This window comes from Novosphingobium panipatense (genome assembly GCF_900182875.1).
GTDB lineage: Bacteria > Pseudomonadota > Alphaproteobacteria > Sphingomonadales > Sphingomonadaceae > Novosphingobium > Novosphingobium panipatense.
The window spans coordinates 173,153-189,602 of record NZ_FXUI01000004.1 but is presented as its reverse complement, the minus strand read 5'-3'; the positions used below and the strand labels follow the sequence as shown (position 1 = coordinate 189,602).

Here is a 16,450-nt window from a genome sequence, read left to right as displayed (position 1 = left end):
GCCAGTGTTGCGCATTAAGGTGACGCAGAAAGGTTAGTTGCTGGCATTTTATTATCAAAAAACCCGCAAGGATTGCTCCTTGCGGGTTTATCGAAGCTTCGTGGTGCTTCTAACCACTGGGTCAGCCAACCCCGCTCATGCGCTGCAGCGTGGCCAGTGCATCGCGCAGCGCCTTCTCTGTCGCCTCGGTCTTTCCAGATCCGGGAGCGTCGAAGGGACGACCGGCGGAGGGTTGCGTTGGATCACTCCCGAAGGGCTGGGCCGCAGCGTCTGCGGGGTCATCGTCGCCCTGCTGCCCATCTTCATCCCACTGCGCCGGCGTGGAGTGAGCCATCTCGTCGCCGGCATCATCCGGATCGCCGAACTGGAGAACGGGCTTGCGGATCGCCGCCTGCCGCGAAAGGCTGAGCAACGAGGAATAGCCCTGCTGCAGGACCACCTCGTCGCCATCCCCCTCGGGCTGGACATCAGGCGTGATCCGGTTCGCGGGGAACGGGACAACGCCGAGGCCGCCATCGGCCGAGCCGCCATATGCGTGTTCGCTGCCAGCACCGTAGGTGTCCCGAGATGTCTCCGCGTCCTCCCGGGGATCGGCGGGACGCGCCGACCGGGGGTCGATGAGCGACGGCAGGGGAGCCGCTTCGCTGCCCGTAGCGATCGTATCGACGTTAGGGCCTCCGACAGGAAACGCTCCGGTGGCCGCGCTGGCGAGTGCTGCGCTCGACGCCTCACGAGCCGCCTTGCGGATGCTGTCGCGGCGGCGCTCCATGGCGATGGCAAGACGCTCGACGAGTTCGACCTGCGAAAGGGTGGCCAAGTCGGCACCCGCAATACGCTCGGCACGCTCGGCGCTGCTCGCGTCCAGCGTGGAGGCGGTCGGGTGAGCCTCTGCCGTCAAGGGCGGCAGTGCATCGACGGGTTCGGCATGACCGGCGTCGGCGGCATCAGCCTCACGAGAAGGCGCGAACAGGCTGAAGCCGGGTCCTTCAGCCGCCCCGCGTGTCGGCGCACCTTCGCTGGCATACACATCGAACGGGTCCGGGCGCGCTTCGGTCAGCCTTTGCGCTCCTGTGTCAGCCGGATACTGAGGCGCGGCTCTGAAGATCTGGGCGCCGGGCGGCGGCGATGCCTCCGGCTGGCCGGTGCTTTCCCCGGCTTCGGCAGAGCGCTCCGCGTGCGCCTCCAGCCAGACGGGGAAGTTCTCGGGCTCGGGCAGCGGCGCCTGTTCGAAGGGCGGGGCCCGCCGGAAAGGTGCTGCCTCGAACGCCTCATCGAAGTGTGCGATCTCGAAGTCGGCGACGTTGAGGATGGGAGTCTCGGTGGCCGGAGAGGGGGAAGCGTCCGCCACGATCGTGTCGGACGGCGCGGCAACGTCTTCGTCGACGACGGGTGCGGCCTCCGGCTCGATCGTGCGGGCGCGACGCCGGCGGGTGCCGACCTGAGGCAGCGCATCGGCGGCATGTTCGTTGCCACCCGCAAGAAGAGGGCTCTGTTCCAGCGCGGGGCCGGGGCGCACCAGACGGCGGGTCGCCAGAGCGCCAACCAAGGCTCCCGCAACGGTGACCGAGAGCGCGAAGAGGATGCGCATCGTCGCCCCGAGCGGGGGGGCAGCCATGGGCAGGACCTTGTCGATCCCCAGCAGCAGCACCAGTCCCTCGATGGTCGAGGAACTGACCGCCAGGCTGCAAAGTCCGGCGATCGCACCGCACCAGAGCGCCACGATAGCGGGAAACAGAGGATGGCGGGTGATCGGCTGCTCTGCGCCTGTGGAGCTGCGCTTGGTCTCGGCCACTGAACTTACCCCGTGTGTTGAACTGGTACCGGCCGTCAGGCAGCGAGTCCGGCGTGATTGGTTCGTGCTGCCAGCATTTGGTAAATGACTGAATAATGGCGGGCGTTCCGGGCCCAGTCATGCCCGATTTCGACGTGTTCGCGGGCGGAGCGGCGGTATACGTCCCAATCGGCCCGGGCGTCCAGCAGACGCGCCAGCGAATCGGCGCAGGCCTGCACGTCGTCCGGCCTGAAGAGAATTCCGGTCCGGTTATCGGCGATCAGCTCCCGATGCCCGCCCACGTCGCTGGCGGCCACCAGCTTGCCCTGCGCCATTGCTTCCAGCGGCTTGAGCGGCGTCACCAGGTCCGTCAGCCGGCTCGTCTTGCGGGGGTAGGCCATGATGTCGCACAAGGCGTAGTAGCGGTCGACGTCCTCATGCGGCACCCGTCCGACGAAGCGGATCGCTCCGGCCGCCGGAGAGGCGCAGGCCTGCGCGCGCAACGCCTCCTCGCGCGGGCCGCCGCCGACGAGCAGCAGTCTCGCCTCGGGCTGGCGCGCGATCAGGGCGGGCATGGCGTCAATGAGGATATCAAGGCCCTCGTAGTCGTAGAAGCTGCCGATGAATCCGATCACCGGGCATGGCCCGTTCGGCCCCTCGAACCCGAGAGAGCGGGCGAGTCCGGGATCGCGCGGCAGAGGGGTGCCGAACAACTTGAGGTCGACGCCATTGGGCATGACGCTGATCCTGTCCTGTGCAATGCCGCGACCGATGAGATCGGCGCGAAGCCCCTGGCAGATCGTGACCACGGCATCGGCCCGGCTCACGACATGCGTTTCCAGGGCGCGTGTCAGGCGATACTTGAACGAGCCCTGCGCGCCGGTGCCATTGCCCACGGCGGCATCTTCCCAGAACGCGCGGATCTCGTAGACGAGGGGAAGACCATGGCGGCGCGCCACCCGCAGGGCGGCCTGTCCGCACAGAACCGGCGAATGCGCATGGATGACGTCCGGGCGCCACTCGGCCACGACCCGCTCGATCGCTTGTGCGAAAAGGGCGATCTCATGCCATTCGCGCAGGATCGGCACGCCTCTGGGCTTGCCCGCTGCACGGTGGAAGAGCAACCCGTCGTGTTCCTCCACCAGGGTGTCGCCATCGTTGTACCGGGGTCCGGTGACGCCGCGAACCTCCAGCCCCATGCTCTGCTGCGCCTTCAGGATTGCGCGCGTGCGAAACGTGTAGCCGCTGTGGATCGGCAGCGAATGGTCGAGGACGTGGAGGATGCGGGTCATGGCTTTGCAGGAGTAGACACGATGGCTTAACGCGGCGTCAACTCGCGGCTGCTAACCGGACCTCCTCATGGTCGATATCCTCGCTCTCGCCATCTCGCACGGCCTGCTTCTGCTTGCCGCATGGCGCTTGCTGTGGCGTCCGGATCTCGATGAGGAAAAGGGCCGGTCCGACGAGCCGCCTTCGCGCAAGGGCATACGCACGATGAAGGTCCGCCGTGACGGACCGGGGGGCAGCGATGCTTAACCTCGCCCTGACCGGGTTTTTCGCCGTCATGCTGCTGATGGGATTCCGGCGCCCGTTCCTCTGGGTGCTCTGTTACCTCTACGTCGATATCGTGGCGCCCCAGATCATTTCCTGGGGTTTTCTCAGCCGCCTGCCGATTTCGTTAATGGCGTTCGCCGCGGCTTTTCTCGGCTGGCTGGTTTTCGACGATAAGCGCGATTCGCGATTCACCTGGCGGCAAGGCCTCATGGGCCTGCTGCTGGCGTACTGCGCGTTGACGACGCTGACGGCCGACTATCCCCAGGAGGCGCTCACGAAGTGGTCGTGGGTCTGGAAGGCTCTGGTCTTCGCCATGTTCCTGCCGCTTACTCTTCGCACCCGGTTGCGGATCGAAGCGGTCGCGCTGGCGATGGTGCTTTCCGCCAGTGCGCTCATCATCGATGGCGGCCTCAAGACGGCCATGGGCGGGGGTGGCTATGGCGCGCTGGTCATCTTCGTGGAGAACAACACCGGCCTCTACGAAGGCTCGATCCTCTCGTGCGTCGCCATCGCTATCATTCCGCTGGCGATCTGGCTTGCGCGCTACGGCACGATCTTTCCGCCGGACTGGCGGGTATGGCTCTTCGCCGGTGCGCTCGTTTTCGCCTGTTCGCTGATTCCGGTGGGCACGCAGGCCCGCACCGGCCTCGTTTGCCTCGCGATCCTTTGTGTTCTCTACCTGCGTACCGCCAGGCACCGGGTGCTGATCGCCGCCGGGATGGGCCTTGCCCTCCTGATCGCCGTCCCGTTCCTGCCGCAGTCCTACCTCGAGCGCATGAACACGATCGAGAATCACCAGTCCGATCAATCCGCCAGCACCCGCATCGGGGTGTGGAAGTGGACCTGGCACTACGCGAAGAATAATCCGCTTGGCGGCGGCTTCGAGGTCTACCTCTCCAGCAAGGCCTCCTACGAGACGGTCACGACCCAGACGTCCGGCAGCAGCGTGAGCATCACGCGCACGCCGATCGTGGAAACCGGGCGCGCTTTTCATTCGAGCTACTTCGAAATGCTGGGCGAACAGGGCTTCCCCGGCCTTGTGCTATGGCTGCTGCTGCAGATCTCGGGTCTGGTGCAGATGGAGCTGATCCGCCGGCGCTGGAAAAACCGCAGGGAAGCTCAAGAGGCCTGGGCGGCGCCGCTTGCGGTGGCGCTGCAACTGGCGCAGATCGTCTATCTGTTCGGTTCTCTCTTCGTGGGCATCGCGTTCCAGCCCTTCATCCTCATGCTGGTCGGCCTGCAATGCGGGTTGTGGAGCTACCTGCGGCGGATCGATCAGCCCGATGCTCCCGTGAGGCCAGCGCGCCGCATCATGCAGGCGCCCATGGCTCCGACAGGTTGACAATCTGGCGGCCAGAGATGCGGCCAGTCCGGCTTTTAGGTTCTGGTGCACCATCTTAAGGACAAATGCGGTGTTTACTGCGAATTAACCTTTAACCTTCATTGGTCATATGGTTAATAGAACGCAATGTCCGTAAAGGCTGCGTAAGCTGCGGGCATCGGGGCAAGAAGGGACTGACCCATGCGAGTGCTGCTGATCGAGGATGAACCGACTACGGCCCGTGCGATCGAGCTGATGCTCACCGCAGAAGGGTTCAACGTCTACTCTACAGACCTTGGCGAGGAAGGCCTCGATCTGGGCAAGTTGTATGATTACGATATCATCCTGCTCGACCTGAACCTGCCCGATATGCACGGCTATGATGTGCTCAAGAAGCTGCGCGTGGCCAAGGTGCAGACCCCGGTCCTCATCCTTTCCGGCATCTCCGAAATGGACAGCAAGGTTCGCTCCTTCGGTTTCGGCGCGGACGACTACGTGACCAAGCCTTTCCACCGTGAGGAACTGATCGCCCGGATCCACGCCGTGGTGCGCCGTTCCAAGGGCCATTCGCAGTCAGTGATCCGCACCGGCAAGCTCGTCGTGAACCTCGATGCCAAGACGGTCGAGGTCGACGGCGCACGCGTGCACCTGACCGGCAAGGAATACGCGATGCTCGAGCTGCTGTCGCTGCGCAAGGGTACAACGCTGACCAAGGAAATGTTCCTGAACCACCTCTACGGCGGGATGGACGAACCGGAACTGAAGATCATCGACGTGTTCATCTGCAAGCTGCGCAAGAAGCTTGCGCATGCCTGCGGGGGCGCCAACTACATCGAAACCGTCTGGGGCCGCGGCTACGTTCTGCGCGACCCGGATGAGGCTGCCGAGGCGGCCTGACGGACGTACTCCTGCACCCTTGCAGGACTCATGACGGCCCGCCCTCACACGGGGTGGGCCGTTTGCCTTCAGGCCAGCAGGGCGATCATCGACAGCAGCGCCGCCGTGGCGATAGCGTTGAGAGCCATGCCAAGGCTGGCAAGAGCGCCGGCCGTGGCGTCCACCTGAAACGCCCGCGCCGCACCGATTCCATGAGAGGCGATGCCGAGGGCGAAGCCTCTCGCACGGTAATCCCGCACCTTGATAGCGTTGAGAAGCGGCGTCGCCACCATGGCGCCGAGCACACCCGCGAACAGCACTATGATGGCGGCGAGAGCCGGAATGCCGCCGAGCTGCCCGGCCACCGCCATAGCCACCGGGGTGGTCGTAGCCCGGGGCGCGATCGAGGCGAGTAACGCGGTAGGCGCGCCGAACAGGGCCAGCACGCCCACCGCGCTTACGATCGACGTCAGCGCTCCCGCCATCAGGGACAGGAGGATCGGCAGGGCGAGGCGGCGGATGCGCTGCCGTTCGGCCCAGATCGGAACCGCCAGACCAACCACGGCCGGACCGAGCAGGAAGCTCAGCGGGAATGTGGCCTGGCGATATGTGTCATAGGACGTGCCCGTGACGAGCAGCGCGCCGATCAGGACCGGCGTCGACCAGAGCACGGGATGCAACAGGGGATGCCGGTTGCAGCGCTTCGAGATGCGGTCGAACAGCTCAAACACGCCGAGCGTTCCCGTCAGCCACAGCAACGGCATCGCCAACAGGGCACCTTCGCTCATCGTCCGCTCTCCGGTGCGTAGCGCTGCAGCGCCCACCGGAAGACCAGCGCCGTCACCACCAGCGTCAGCACGGTCGACAAGGTCGTCGCCACGATGAGCCCGGCGCCGTAGCGGGAAAGCACCGGGCCTTCCTCTACGAGGCCGACCGCCGCGGGCACGAACATGACCGCCAGGTGAGCGGTCAGCCACGCGGTCACCGCCGAAAGCGCGGGCCGTTCGCGGGGAACAAGAGCCAGCCAGGCCACAAGCGACACCATGCCGATGACCGTGCCCGGAAGCGGAAGGCCCGTGAGCCTGTGAAGCGCTTCGCCCGCCAGCTGGCAGGCAAGAAGGAGAAATATGGCGCGCAGCATGCCGGCCATAAAGCAGGGCCACCTGCAGGCGGCAATCCGCTTTTCCGCGATACAAGTTGCGCCGCGCAACTCCCGGCCGGGCGCGAGTCCATTGACCCGAACGCCGCGCAGTGTCACTGGCGCGCGCCATGACCGCTTACAAATCCGGCGATCCGACTACGCTGAACCGTCTCTATGGCCGCGCCAAGGGCAAACCGCTGCGCGCGGGCCAGCAGAACCTGGTGAACGATCTGCTCCCGCGCATTGCCGTGCCCGATGAAGGCCCGGTCACCGCCGCGCGTCTGTTCGGCCAAGACTGTCCGCTGCACTTCGAAATCGGCTTCGGTGGGGGTGAGCACATGGCCAGTCGCGCGGACATGCTGCCTGACCACGGCTTCATCGGAGCCGAGCCTTTCCTCAACGGTGTGGCGCAGGCCCTGCTGCACGTCAGCGGCGACAACGGCGCGCATCCGCCCATCGGCAATGTGCGCATTCATCACGGCGATGCGCTGGAAGTTCTTGCCCGCATTCCGGACGAGTCGCTCTCGTTCCTGTACCTGCTGCACCCGGATCCATGGCCAAAGGCCCGTCACGCGAAGCGCCGGATGATGAATGATGGCCCGGTGAACATGTTTGCGGCGAAGCTTAAACCGGGCGGCGAATTCCGGTTCGGCACCGATCACGCGGTGTACCTGCGCCATGCCCTCATGGTCATGCAGCGCCACAGGCACCAGTTCGATTGGCTATGCGAGAAGCCTGGCGATTTTCAGGTGCGCCCAAGCGGTTGGCCGGAGACGCGGTACGAAAACAAGGCCCGAACCGTCTACGGCCACGAGGTCTGGTACTTCCGCTATCGCCGCAAATAAAAAGAGAGGCCGAAGCCATCGCTTCGGCCTCTCTTTTTCTTGATCCTTTGAAAGGCTCAGCCGGTGATACCGGCAGCCGCCAGCGCGGCGAGCGTCAGGACGTCGGGTGCGATCGCGGTCATCGGAGCCACCTGCACCGGCTTTTCCATGCCCAGCAGCATCGGCCCGATCGAGGTGGTGCCGCCGATCTCCTTCAGCAGCTTGGCCGAGATGTTGGCGGACTGCAGGCCCGGCATGATAAGCACGTTCGCCGGCGCGGTGAGGCGCGAGAACGGATAAAGCTCCATGATCTTGGGATTGAGGGCAGCGTCCGGCGCCATCTCGCCTTCGTACTCGAAATCGACCTGCTGTTCGTCGAGCAGGCGGATTGCTTCGCGCGTGGTCTCCAGCCAACGCCCCGAAGGGTTGCCGAAGGTGGAGTAGCTCAGGAATGCGACGCGCGGCTCATGCCCGAGCTTGCGGGCGACCGTCGCCGTCTCTTGGGCGATGACGGCGAGTTCTTCGGCGGAGGGACGCTCGTTGATCGTGGTGTCCGCCATGAAGACGGTGTGATTCTTGCCGACGAGCATGTGGATGCCGAAAGGCAGCTTGCCCGATGCGGGGTCGAGAACGCGGCGCACTTCCTTCATCGACTGGGCGAAGGGGCGCGTCATGCCGGTAACCATGGCGTCGCCTACGCCAAGCTTCAGCAGTCCGGCCGCGAAGATGTTGCGGTCGGTGTTGCACATGCGCTGCACGTCGCGCTTGAGGAAGCCGCGGCGCTGGAGACGCTCGTAAAGCATCTCAACCATCGGTTCGACGTGGGTCGAGATCATCGAGTTCTCGATGTGGAAGCTCTCGGGATTGGACACGCCGAGTTCGATCATCTTGTCATGAATGACCTGGGTACGTCCCACCAGGATCGGTTCGCCATAACCGAAGTCGCGATACTGGATCGCGGCGCGCAGGACGACCTCGTTGTCAGCCTCGGCGAAGATCACCCGCTTGGGGTTGGCCTTGACCTGTTCGTAGACGCGGGTGAGCACCGAGGTGGTCGGGTTGAGCCGCGCCTTGAGCTGGTCGCGGTATGCCTCGAAATCCTCGATCGGCTTCTGCGCCACGCCCGAATCCATCGCCGCCCTGGCGACGGCCATCGGCACCACCTCCATCAGGCGTGGATCGAACGGCGCTGGGATGATGTAGTCGCGGCCGAACTGCTGCGTCGCGCCGCCGTAGGCGGCCGCCACGTCCTCGTGAACCTGTTCGCGCGCCAGTTCGGCAATGGCCGTCGCCGCCGCGATCTTCATCTCCTCATTGATAGCGGTCGCCCGCACGTCGAGCGCGCCGCGGAAGATGAAGGGGAAGCCGAGCACGTTGTTTACCTGGTTCGGATAGTCCGAACGGCCCGTGGCAACGATCGCGTCGGGACGCACTGCCTTGGCCTCGGGTGGCGTGATTTCGGGATCGGGGTTGGCCATCGCGAAGATGATCGGTTCGGGCGCCATGTTGCGCACCATCTCGGGCGTGATCGCGCCCTTGGCGGAAAGGCCGAGCACGACGTCCGCGCCTTCGAGCGCTTCGGTCAGCGTACGCTTGTCAGTGGCGACGGCATGGGTGGACTTGAACTGGTCCACGCGTTCGCGGCCCGGATAGATCACGCCGCGCGTGTCGCAGACGAGGACGTTCTCATGCCGAACGCCCATCGACTTGATGAGCGAGGTGCAGGCCAGTGCCGATGCGCCCGCGCCGTTCACCACGACCTTGATCTCGTCCAGCTTGCGGCCCGTGATGAGACAGGCGTTGATGAGGCCCGCCGCCGCGATGATCGCGGTGCCGTGCTGGTCATCGTGCATGACGGGGATGTTCATCCGCTCGCGCAGGGCCTGCTCGATGATGAAGCATTCGGGTGCCTTGATGTCTTCAAGGTTGATGCCGCCGAAGCTCGGCTCCATCATCGCGATCGCCTCGATCAGTGCTTCGGTGTCTTCGCTGGCGAGTTCGATGTCGATCGAGTCGACGTCGGCAAAGCGCTTGAAGAGCACCGCCTTGCCTTCCATCACCGGCTTGGAGGCCAGCGCGCCCAGATTGCCCATGCCCAGGATCGCCGTGCCGTTCGAGACCACTGCCACGAGGTTGCCCTTGGCCGTGTAGTCGTAGGCCGTGGATGGATCGTCAGCGATGGCCTGCACGGGCACCGCCACGCCGGGCGAGTAGGCAAGGCTCAGGTCACGCTGGGTGGCCATGGGTTTGGAGGCGATGATCTCGATCTTACCCGGGCGCTGCGTCTGATGGTAGAACAGCGCCTCGCGATCAGTGAACTGCACCTTGGACTTTTCGGACAAGTGTGGTCTCCCCGGTTTCGGGAAGGGGCACTAACGGATGTTACCGCCACGCGATAGGGGAAAGGCGGCAGCTTCGTGCTTCCCAAGACAACGCCCGCACCGCTAACGCCGGAGGCATGACTTCCGGCGCAACTCCGATGATGGCCCAGTACCTCGCGCTTCGCGAAGAGGCCGGCGACTGCCTGCTGTTCTATCGCATGGGCGACTTCTTCGAACTGTTCTTCGAAGACGCGAAGACCGCCAGCCAGGTGCTTGACATCGCGCTGACCACGCGAGGCGAGCACCTGGGGCAGCCGATCCCGATGTGCGGGGTGCCGGTCCATGCGGCGGAAGGATACCTCGCCCGACTCATCAAGGCGGGCTGCCGGGTCGCCATCGCCGAGCAGACGGAGACACCCGCCGAAGCCAAGAAACGCGGCGGCTCGAAGGCTCTCGTTGCGCGTGGAATCGTTCGGTTCGTCACCGCCGGAACGCTGACGGAAGAGGCTTTGCTGGAGCCGCGTCGGGCCAATGTCCTGGCTGCTGCCTGCGAGGTGCGCGGCACCGTCGGCATTGCCGCCTGCGACATTTCGACCGGGCGCATGGAGCTTGAGGAGTGCCCCGCAGACCGGCTGGCGGCCGCGCTTGCCCGGCTCGGCGCAAGCGAACTTGTCGTGCCTGACGGGTGGGACGAGGCGCCGGAAGCCGCCATTCGCCGGTCTGCGCACGAGTTTTCCTCCGACGGGGGCGAAGGCAGGCTGAAGCTGGTGCACGGCGTCGCCACGCTGGACGGCTTTGGGGCGTTCACCCGGCCGATGCTGGCGGCGGCGGGCGGTCTTATCGCGTACCTCGACCATGTCGGGCGTGGCTCCCTGCCGTTGCTGCTGCCACCCGAAGCGCGCGCGGCGGATGCGGCCCTGGCGATGGACGAGGCGACCCGTGCCAGCCTCGAAATCCTCGAATCCTCTCAAGGCGGCCGCAAGGGAAGTCTGATCGACGCGATCGATCGCTGCGTCACGGGCGCAGGTTCGCGGCAGCTGGCGGACGACCTTTCGGCGCCGCTGACGAGCCGACTGGCTATTGCGGAGCGGCTTGAACTGGTCGAATGGCTCCACGACGACGCTTTGCTGCGCGAGGATCTGCGTGCCGCCTTGCGAGCACTGCCCGATGTGGGCCGCGCCCTGGGCCGTGTGGTTGCAGGCCGCGGATCGCCGCGCGACCTGGGGCAACTTCGCGACGGGCTTTCCGGCGCCCACCGCATCGGCGAGCGGCTGGCCCAGAGGAACGACGTGCCGGTGCTGCTTGAGCGCTTGCTGCCGGAACTGGGCGGTCACGGCGCGCTGGTGGACCATTTCGCCCGCGCCCTGGTGGAAACGCCGCCGACCGAGCGCGGGCAGGGCGGTTACATCGCCAGCGGGTACGACGCCTCACTCGACGAACTGCGCGTGATGTCGGGCAACGCTCGCCGTGCCATCGCCGCTCTGGAAGCGAAGTACCGCGAGGACACCGGCGTCGCTTCCCTCAAGATCAAGCACAACAACGTGCTCGGCTACTTCATCGAAGTGCCACAGCGCCATGCCGACAGGCTGATGGAGCCGGAAAGCGGATTTTCCCACCGGCAGACGATGGCAGGCGCCATGCGGTTCAACGCGCTGGCCCTTCATGAGGAAGCGGCCCGGATCACCGAAGCGGGGGGACGCGCCCTCGCCGCCGAGGACGCACATTTCGAAGCGCTGGTGGGCGAAGCCGTTGCCGCGCGTTGCGGAATCGCCCGCACCGCCGCTGCCTTGGCGCGGATCGACGTGGCCGCCGGGCAGGCCGAGCGCGCCGCCGAGGGCAACTGGGCACGTCCGCAGGTGACCGAGGGGCTTGCGCTGGAGATCGAGGGCGGCCGCCATCCCGTCGTTGAAGCCGCACTCAAGGCGCAGGGGGAGCGCTTCGTCGCCAACGACTGCCGCCTTGCCAGTCACGACCGTCTCTGGCTGATCGGCGGCCCCAATATGGGCGGCAAGTCGACTTTCCTGCGCCAGAATGCGCTGATCGTCCTGCTGGCACAGGCCGGAGGCTTCGTGCCCGCGAAGTCGGCGCGGATCGGCATGGTGGATCGCCTGTTCAGCCGTGTGGGCGCTTCCGATAACCTGGCGCGGGGTCGGTCCACGTTCATGGTGGAGATGGTGGAGACCGCCGCCATCCTCGCTCAGGCGACCGAGCGGAGCTTCGTGATCCTCGATGAGGTCGGCCGCGGAACCTCGACGTACGACGGGCTTGCACTTGCCTGGGCTGTGGCGGAGGCGGTCCACGAGACGAACCGCTGCCGCTGCCTTTTCGCCACCCATTATCACGAACTGGCACGGCTTGCGGAATCCTGCGAAGCGCTGTCGCTTCACCACGTCCGCGCGCGCGAGTGGAAGGGGGATCTGGTCCTTCTTCACGAACTGGCGGACGGACCAGCGGATCGCAGTTACGGCTTGGCGGTGGCGCGGCTGGCCGGCGTGCCTCCCAAGGTCATCAGCCGGGCCAAGTCCGTGCTCGAGAAGCTGGAGAAGGGCCGCGCGGAGACCGGCGGGCTGGCGGCGGGGCTTGGCGATCTGCCTCTGTTCGCAGCGGCGCTGGATGCTCGGGAAGAGGTCTGCGACACCGTGCGGGACAAGCTGCGGAACATGGACGTGGACGCGCTCTCACCGCGCGACGCGCTCGAGATCCTCTACGATCTCAAGCGCGAGGCGGGATCCGGGGACTGAGGATCAGTCGCCGCCGCGATCAGGAATCGTCGGCGGAAAAGTCTGGATCGGCGGCGTTGCGCTGGCCGTAGCGGTTCTCCAGATCATCCATCGCGTCCTCGCCATCATAGGCGGACATGTCGATGTTCCCGCTGGTGTCCATCTGGTTCATGTGGTCGACGATGTCTTCCACGTCGTCTTCATCCAGAACGCCGCCCTTGACCTTTTCCGTGTCGCTCAGGCCCTGTGCGGCGCTGTTGCGGCCCATGGCCTCATCGGTGACGGTCTGGGCCTGGGAGTCTTCTTCCATCTGGTCTTCGAGGGCTTCGGGCGGAACGTCATCGGCGCGATCAATCATCGAAAATCTCCTTTGCCGGTACAACGGACCGGCAGAGGAGGGGGTTCCAAAGCGAAGGAGGCGGTGCCGCCTCCCTCACGTGGATTGCTCAGCGCGTTGGAATCGGGACTTCGCCTGAGTAGTCGTAGAAGCCTTTTCCGGTCTTGCGACCGTACCAGCCCGCCTCCACGTACTTCTGGAGGAGGGGGGCCGGGCGGTACTTCGGATCGCCGGTGGTTGAGTGAAACACCTTCATGATCTCGTAGAGGGTATCGAGCCCGACGAAGTCAGCCAGGGTCAGCGGTCCCATGGGGTGGTTGAGGCCGATCTTGCAGCCGGCGTCGATATCCTCGACCGAACCGATGCCCGCGCCCAGCACGAAGATCGCTTCGTTGAGCATGGGGCACAGGATGCGGTTGACGACGAAGCCCGGCTCATCGCCCGCCAGGACGACCGTCTTGCCCAGCTTCTCGCCGAATGCCTTCATGCGGTCAATCGTGTCCTGCGAGGTTGCAAGGCCGGGGATGACCTCGACCAGGCCCATGAGCGGCACCGGGTTGAAGAAGTGCAGGCCGCAGAAACGCGCTGCGTCCGGTGTCCCCGCCGCCATCCGGGTGATCGGGATCGAACTGGTGTTCGATGCCATGATTGCGTTGGGGCCAAGGACCTTGCCGGCGGCCTCGAAGATCTTGGCCTTGATGTCCTCCCGCTCGGTGGCGGCTTCGATGATGAGATCGCAGCCGGACAGGGCGGCGTAGTCTCCGGCCGGGGTGATACGATCAAGCAGCGCGTCGGCATCCGCCTGCGTCAGCTTTTCCTTCGCGACGAGCTTCGCAAGGCCCTTGGCGATGCCAGCCTTTCCCTTTTCGGCCAGTTCCAGGCTGACGTCCGTGAGAACCACGTCCATGCCCTTGCTCGCCACGGTCTGGGCGATGCCCGAACCCATGATGCCTGCGCCGATTATGCCGACTGACCGCACTGCCTAACTCCCTCTCAAGTTGATGCAGCGGCTGGGTAGCCGCTGCACGCGCGGGAGGGAACCTAGCGATTTTGTCCGGGGACCCAAAGAACGTCGTCTGCGCCGTCGCGATTGACTGCACGGGCGAGCACGAAAAGATAGTCGCTGAGCCGGTTGAGGTAGGCAAGCGCGGCCGGATTGACGGGATCGCTCGCTGCGAGTGCGGTCGCCCTGCGCTCGGCGGCGCGGACAGAGGCGCGCGCGATGTGGATACGCGCGGCGGCTTCGCTTCCGCCGGGAAGGATGAAGCTTTTCAGCGGCGCAAGCCGTTCGTTCACTGCATCGATCGCCGTCTCCAGCCACTCCGGCTGCGCGGAAACGATGCGCAGGGTCATCTCGCCGGGTGTGAAATCGTCCCCGGGCGTGGCGAGGTCGGCGCCAAGGTCGAACAGGTCGTTCTGGATGCGCGTCAAGGTGGCTGCGTGATCGCTGTCCCCAACAGCGCAGACGGCGAGGCCGATCGCGCTGTTGGCCTCGTCCACGGCGCCGATTGCCTCCATCCGCGCCGCATGCTTGGGAAGGCGCGAGCCATCGACCAGGCCGGTGGTGCCATCATCGCCGGTGCGGGTGTAGATCTTGTTGAGGCGGACCAAGTTCGTTCCTTTCAAGGGAGGACGCCGGGCGCGTCGTGGCCATCGCGTGAAGGCAGGTGCCCGTGCCAGGCGGACAGCCTTCCGCCGCCACATACCGGCCGGATGAGGGCCTGCGCGTTCAGCGCGCCATTGCGAGCAGGAGGGCGCAGACCAGCACGGCCGCCATCTGGTACTTGATGCGGTTGAACATCATCCTGTTCTGCAGGATCTGGTTGGGCGACGGCCCGACGGCGTTCGGGTCGCGGTTCAGATCTTCCTTCGTGCTGTTCATGAAGGCGATGATGCCGCGCACGAGGCTGACGATGACCATGATCACCAGCACGATGATGATGGGAACAAGGATGTAGTTCATGGCGTCTGGTGTACGCCCCGGGACAAGGAAATACCAGCCGGGAAGCGCCCTTCGCGCAGTGCCTGGGCGATGGTGCGTCCATCCTCGCCGGCCCGCCGCCGGTCTCCCAGTGAGGGTGAGCCTCGCCGCTTCGCCAGCTTGCGACCGTCCGGCTCCACCAGCAACGGGTGGTGAAGCCATGTGGGCACCGGCAGCTCGAGAAGCGCCTGGAGAAGGCGGTGTATGTGCGTTGCGTTGAACAGATCCATCCCGCGTGTCACAAGGCTGATGCCGTCAGCCGCATCGTCGAGCGTGGCGGCAAGGTGGTAGCTTGCGGGCAGGTCCTTGCGCAGAAGTACAATGTCGCCGAACATCATGGGGGTGGCCGTCTGCCGGCCCGCGACCTCGTCCGTCCATGACAGCGGTCCGGTCATGGTGAGGGACCGTTCCACATCAAGCCTCCAGGCGGCAGCGGCCGCAGGATCGACCCGCCGGTCGCGGCACGTACCGGGGTAAACGGGCCCGTCGGGTCCGAACGTGGTCGCGGCAGCGGCTATCTCGGCGCGGGTGCAGGTGCACGGGTAAAGAAGGCCCATCGCTTTCAGCCGCTCTCCCGCGGCGGCGTAGCTTTCGAGCCGCTGCGACTGGAACACCGGTTTGCCATCCCAGGGCAGGCCCAGCCATCCCAGATCCAGCAGGGTTTCCTCGACGAAGGCGGGGCGGCTTCGTTCCCCGTCTATGTCCTCGATGCGCAGGATGAACGCGCCGCCGCGCGCACGTGCCGTGTCGTGGGCGACAAGGGCTGCATAGGCATGCCCGAGGTGAAGCGGGCCATTGGGGCTGGGGGCGAAACGCGTGCGCATCGCTGCGGGTCGTAGCGTGCGTGGCGGCGCAGGCAAGCCGTGCTGTGGATCGGCGGGGGCTCCGGTCATGCGGCATCTTGACGTACTCGCACGCAAGTGCTCGAAATAGCCGCATGGAGTGCCATGAAACCGCAATCCGGGCCTGCGACAGGAGGCCATGCTCAAGTCGGAGCTGATCGAGCGCGCGGCCCGGTTCCGCAGCGCGGAGGGGGACTCCTCCCGAAGTCTTTCAGACTGCCCTGCTCTTGTTCTCAACGCGGATTACACGCCGCTTTCCTATTACCCCCTCAGCCTGTGGCCCTGGCAGACCGCGATCAAAGCCGTGGTGCTGGAGCGGGTGGATATCGTCTCCAGTTACGAGCGTGCCGTCCACAGCCCGAACTGGACGATGCAGATCCCGTCCGTGATCGCGCTGCGCCAGTATGTGAAACCCAGTGAGTTTCCCGCCTTCACCCGGTTCAACGTCTTCCTGCGGGACCGCTTTTCCTGCCAGTACTGCGGCAGTCCGCACAACCTGACCTTCGATCACGTGGTGCCGCGCCGGCTGGGCGGCCGCACAAGCTGGGAAAACATCCTGACCGCCTGTTCGGCCTGCAACCTGCGCAAGGGCGGGCGAACACCGAAACAGGCCAAGATGCCGCCGCTCGTTCCGCCGATCCGCCCCACAAGCTGGCAACTGCAGGAGCGGGGGCGCGGATTCCCGCCAAACTACCTGCACGAAACCTGGCGTGACTGGCTCTACTGGGACATCGAACTGGAGGAGTAGCGGGCAGGCTGCTT

The 16,450-nt window shown here is 65.5% G+C and carries 16 protein-coding genes; 6 read left to right on the top strand and 10 right to left on the bottom strand.

Going from position 1 to position 16,450, the window contains the following annotated elements; all coding sequences use genetic code 11:
- Positions 1 to 121 precede the first annotated feature (121 nt).
- Together QOL62_RS08505 and QOL62_RS08500 are read right to left on the bottom strand one after the other, a co-directional pair.
- Positions 122 to 1,792 (bottom strand): hypothetical protein, encoded by a 1,671-nt coding sequence (locus QOL62_RS08505; RefSeq protein ID WP_283405932.1) that lies wholly within the window; start codon positions 1,790 to 1,792, stop codon positions 122 to 124.
- Positions 1,793 to 1,827: 35 nt separating this feature from the next.
- Complete coding sequence (locus QOL62_RS08500) at positions 1,828 to 3,063, bottom strand: TIGR04063 family PEP-CTERM/XrtA system glycosyltransferase (protein WP_283405931.1); 1,236 nt, start codon at positions 3,061 to 3,063, stop codon at positions 1,828 to 1,830.
- 67 nt (positions 3,064 to 3,130) lie between these two features.
- Here QOL62_RS08500 and QOL62_RS08495 point away from each other — a divergent pair, with 67 nt between their 5' ends.
- The 3 genes from QOL62_RS08495 to ctrA all read left to right on the top strand — a co-directional run bounded on the left by QOL62_RS08495 (position 3,131) and on the right by ctrA (position 5,543).
- On the top strand, positions 3,131 to 3,307 hold the full coding sequence (locus QOL62_RS08495) for a hypothetical protein (RefSeq protein ID WP_283405930.1): 177 nt from the start codon (positions 3,131 to 3,133) through the stop codon (positions 3,305 to 3,307).
- The gene (locus QOL62_RS08490) at positions 3,300 to 4,667 is read left to right on the top strand and encodes a putative O-glycosylation ligase, exosortase A system-associated (protein ID WP_283405929.1); all 1,368 of its coding nucleotides are present in this window, start codon (positions 3,300 to 3,302) and stop codon (positions 4,665 to 4,667) included. Before QOL62_RS08495 ends, QOL62_RS08490 begins: the two co-directional genes overlap by 8 nt.
- 180 nt (positions 4,668 to 4,847) lie before the next feature.
- On the top strand, positions 4,848 to 5,543 hold the full coding sequence (gene ctrA / locus QOL62_RS08485) for a response regulator transcription factor CtrA (protein WP_007688003.1): 696 nt from the start codon (positions 4,848 to 4,850) through the stop codon (positions 5,541 to 5,543).
- 68 nt (positions 5,544 to 5,611) lie between these two features.
- Here the strand turns inward: ctrA and QOL62_RS08480 are convergent, their stop codons facing one another.
- Positions 5,612 to 6,310, bottom strand: coding sequence for an LrgB family protein (locus QOL62_RS08480; RefSeq protein ID WP_283405928.1), 699 nt, complete (start codon positions 6,308 to 6,310; stop codon positions 5,612 to 5,614).
- A complete protein-coding gene (locus QOL62_RS08475; RefSeq protein WP_283405927.1) occupies positions 6,307 to 6,663 on the bottom strand; it encodes a CidA/LrgA family protein in 357 nt (118 codons plus the stop codon). The genes QOL62_RS08480 and QOL62_RS08475 overlap by 4 nt, the downstream gene beginning before the upstream one ends.
- A gap of 128 nt (positions 6,664 to 6,791) precedes the next feature.
- Between QOL62_RS08475 and trmB the strand changes: the two genes are divergently transcribed.
- On the top strand, positions 6,792 to 7,508 hold the full coding sequence (gene trmB, locus QOL62_RS08470; protein WP_283405926.1) for a tRNA (guanine(46)-N(7))-methyltransferase TrmB: 717 nt from the start codon (positions 6,792 to 6,794) through the stop codon (positions 7,506 to 7,508).
- A 56-nt stretch (positions 7,509 to 7,564) separates the two neighbouring features.
- On the opposite strand, the gene QOL62_RS08465 is transcribed toward trmB, so the two are convergent.
- Positions 7,565 to 9,829 carry an NADP-dependent malic enzyme gene (locus QOL62_RS08465; protein WP_283405925.1) on the bottom strand — a complete coding sequence of 755 codons (2,265 nt, stop codon included), beginning with the start codon at positions 9,827 to 9,829 and terminating at the stop codon, positions 7,565 to 7,567.
- 116 nt (positions 9,830 to 9,945) lie between these two features.
- Between QOL62_RS08465 and mutS the strand changes: the two genes are divergently transcribed.
- Positions 9,946 to 12,549 (top strand): DNA mismatch repair protein MutS, encoded by a 2,604-nt coding sequence (gene mutS / locus QOL62_RS08460; protein ID WP_283405924.1) that lies wholly within the window; start codon positions 9,946 to 9,948, stop codon positions 12,547 to 12,549.
- Between the two features lie 19 nt (positions 12,550 to 12,568).
- Here the strand turns inward: mutS and QOL62_RS08455 are convergent, their stop codons facing one another.
- The 5 genes from QOL62_RS08455 to gluQRS all read right to left on the bottom strand — a co-directional run bounded on the left by QOL62_RS08455 (position 12,569) and on the right by gluQRS (position 15,670).
- Positions 12,569 to 12,886, bottom strand: coding sequence for a hypothetical protein (locus tag QOL62_RS08455; protein ID WP_283405923.1), 318 nt, complete (start codon positions 12,884 to 12,886; stop codon positions 12,569 to 12,571).
- 88 nt (positions 12,887 to 12,974) lie between these two features.
- Positions 12,975 to 13,844: a 3-hydroxyacyl-CoA dehydrogenase family protein gene (locus QOL62_RS08450; RefSeq protein WP_283405922.1), complete on the bottom strand. Its 870-nt coding sequence runs from the start codon at positions 13,842 to 13,844 to the stop codon at positions 12,975 to 12,977.
- Positions 13,845 to 13,906: 62 nt separating this feature from the next.
- Positions 13,907 to 14,476 carry a cob(I)yrinic acid a,c-diamide adenosyltransferase gene (locus QOL62_RS08445; RefSeq protein WP_283405921.1) on the bottom strand — a complete coding sequence of 190 codons (570 nt, stop codon included), beginning with the start codon at positions 14,474 to 14,476 and terminating at the stop codon, positions 13,907 to 13,909.
- A gap of 118 nt (positions 14,477 to 14,594) precedes the next feature.
- Entirely contained in the window at positions 14,595 to 14,828 is a 234-nt protein-coding gene (locus tag QOL62_RS08440) for an HIG1 domain-containing protein (RefSeq protein WP_283405920.1), read from the bottom strand.
- A complete protein-coding gene (gluQRS, locus tag QOL62_RS08435; RefSeq protein WP_283405919.1) occupies positions 14,825 to 15,670 on the bottom strand; it encodes a tRNA glutamyl-Q(34) synthetase GluQRS in 846 nt (281 codons plus the stop codon). The genes QOL62_RS08440 and gluQRS overlap by 4 nt, the downstream gene beginning before the upstream one ends.
- Before the next feature lie 157 nt (positions 15,671 to 15,827).
- On the opposite strand from gluQRS, the gene QOL62_RS08430 reads away from it, so the two are divergent.
- Positions 15,828 to 16,436: an HNH endonuclease gene (locus QOL62_RS08430; protein WP_103729142.1), complete on the top strand. Its 609-nt coding sequence runs from the start codon at positions 15,828 to 15,830 to the stop codon at positions 16,434 to 16,436.
- The last annotated feature ends 14 nt before the right edge of the window (positions 16,437 to 16,450 follow it).

What these genes read in the sequence shown, in the direction of transcription:
- QOL62_RS08500 (WP_283405931.1), bottom strand. Translation starts at nt 3,063, where the DNA reads ATGACCCGCATCCTCCACGTCCTCGACCATTCGCTGCCGATCCACAGC.
- QOL62_RS08495 (WP_283405930.1), top strand. Translation starts at nt 3,131, where the DNA reads ATGGTCGATATCCTCGCTCTCGCCATCTCGCACGGCCTGCTTCTGCTT.
- QOL62_RS08490 (WP_283405929.1), top strand. Translation starts at nt 3,300, where the DNA reads ATGCTTAACCTCGCCCTGACCGGGTTTTTCGCCGTCATGCTGCTGATG.
- ctrA (WP_007688003.1), top strand. Translation starts at nt 4,848, where the DNA reads ATGCGAGTGCTGCTGATCGAGGATGAACCGACTACGGCCCGTGCGATC.
- QOL62_RS08480 (WP_283405928.1), bottom strand. Translation starts at nt 6,310, where the DNA reads ATGAGCGAAGGTGCCCTGTTGGCGATGCCGTTGCTGTGGCTGACGGGA.
- QOL62_RS08475 (WP_283405927.1), bottom strand. Translation starts at nt 6,663, where the DNA reads ATGCTGCGCGCCATATTTCTCCTTCTTGCCTGCCAGCTGGCGGGCGAA.
- trmB (WP_283405926.1), top strand. Translation starts at nt 6,792, where the DNA reads ATGACCGCTTACAAATCCGGCGATCCGACTACGCTGAACCGTCTCTAT.
- mutS (WP_283405924.1), top strand. Translation starts at nt 9,946, where the DNA reads ATGACTTCCGGCGCAACTCCGATGATGGCCCAGTACCTCGCGCTTCGC.
- QOL62_RS08455 (WP_283405923.1), bottom strand. Translation starts at nt 12,886, where the DNA reads ATGATTGATCGCGCCGATGACGTTCCGCCCGAAGCCCTCGAAGACCAG.
- QOL62_RS08440 (WP_283405920.1), bottom strand. Translation starts at nt 14,828, where the DNA reads ATGAACTACATCCTTGTTCCCATCATCATCGTGCTGGTGATCATGGTC.
- gluQRS (WP_283405919.1), bottom strand. Translation starts at nt 15,670, where the DNA reads ATGCGCACGCGTTTCGCCCCCAGCCCCAATGGCCCGCTTCACCTCGGG.
- QOL62_RS08430 (WP_103729142.1), top strand. Translation starts at nt 15,828, where the DNA reads ATGCTCAAGTCGGAGCTGATCGAGCGCGCGGCCCGGTTCCGCAGCGCG.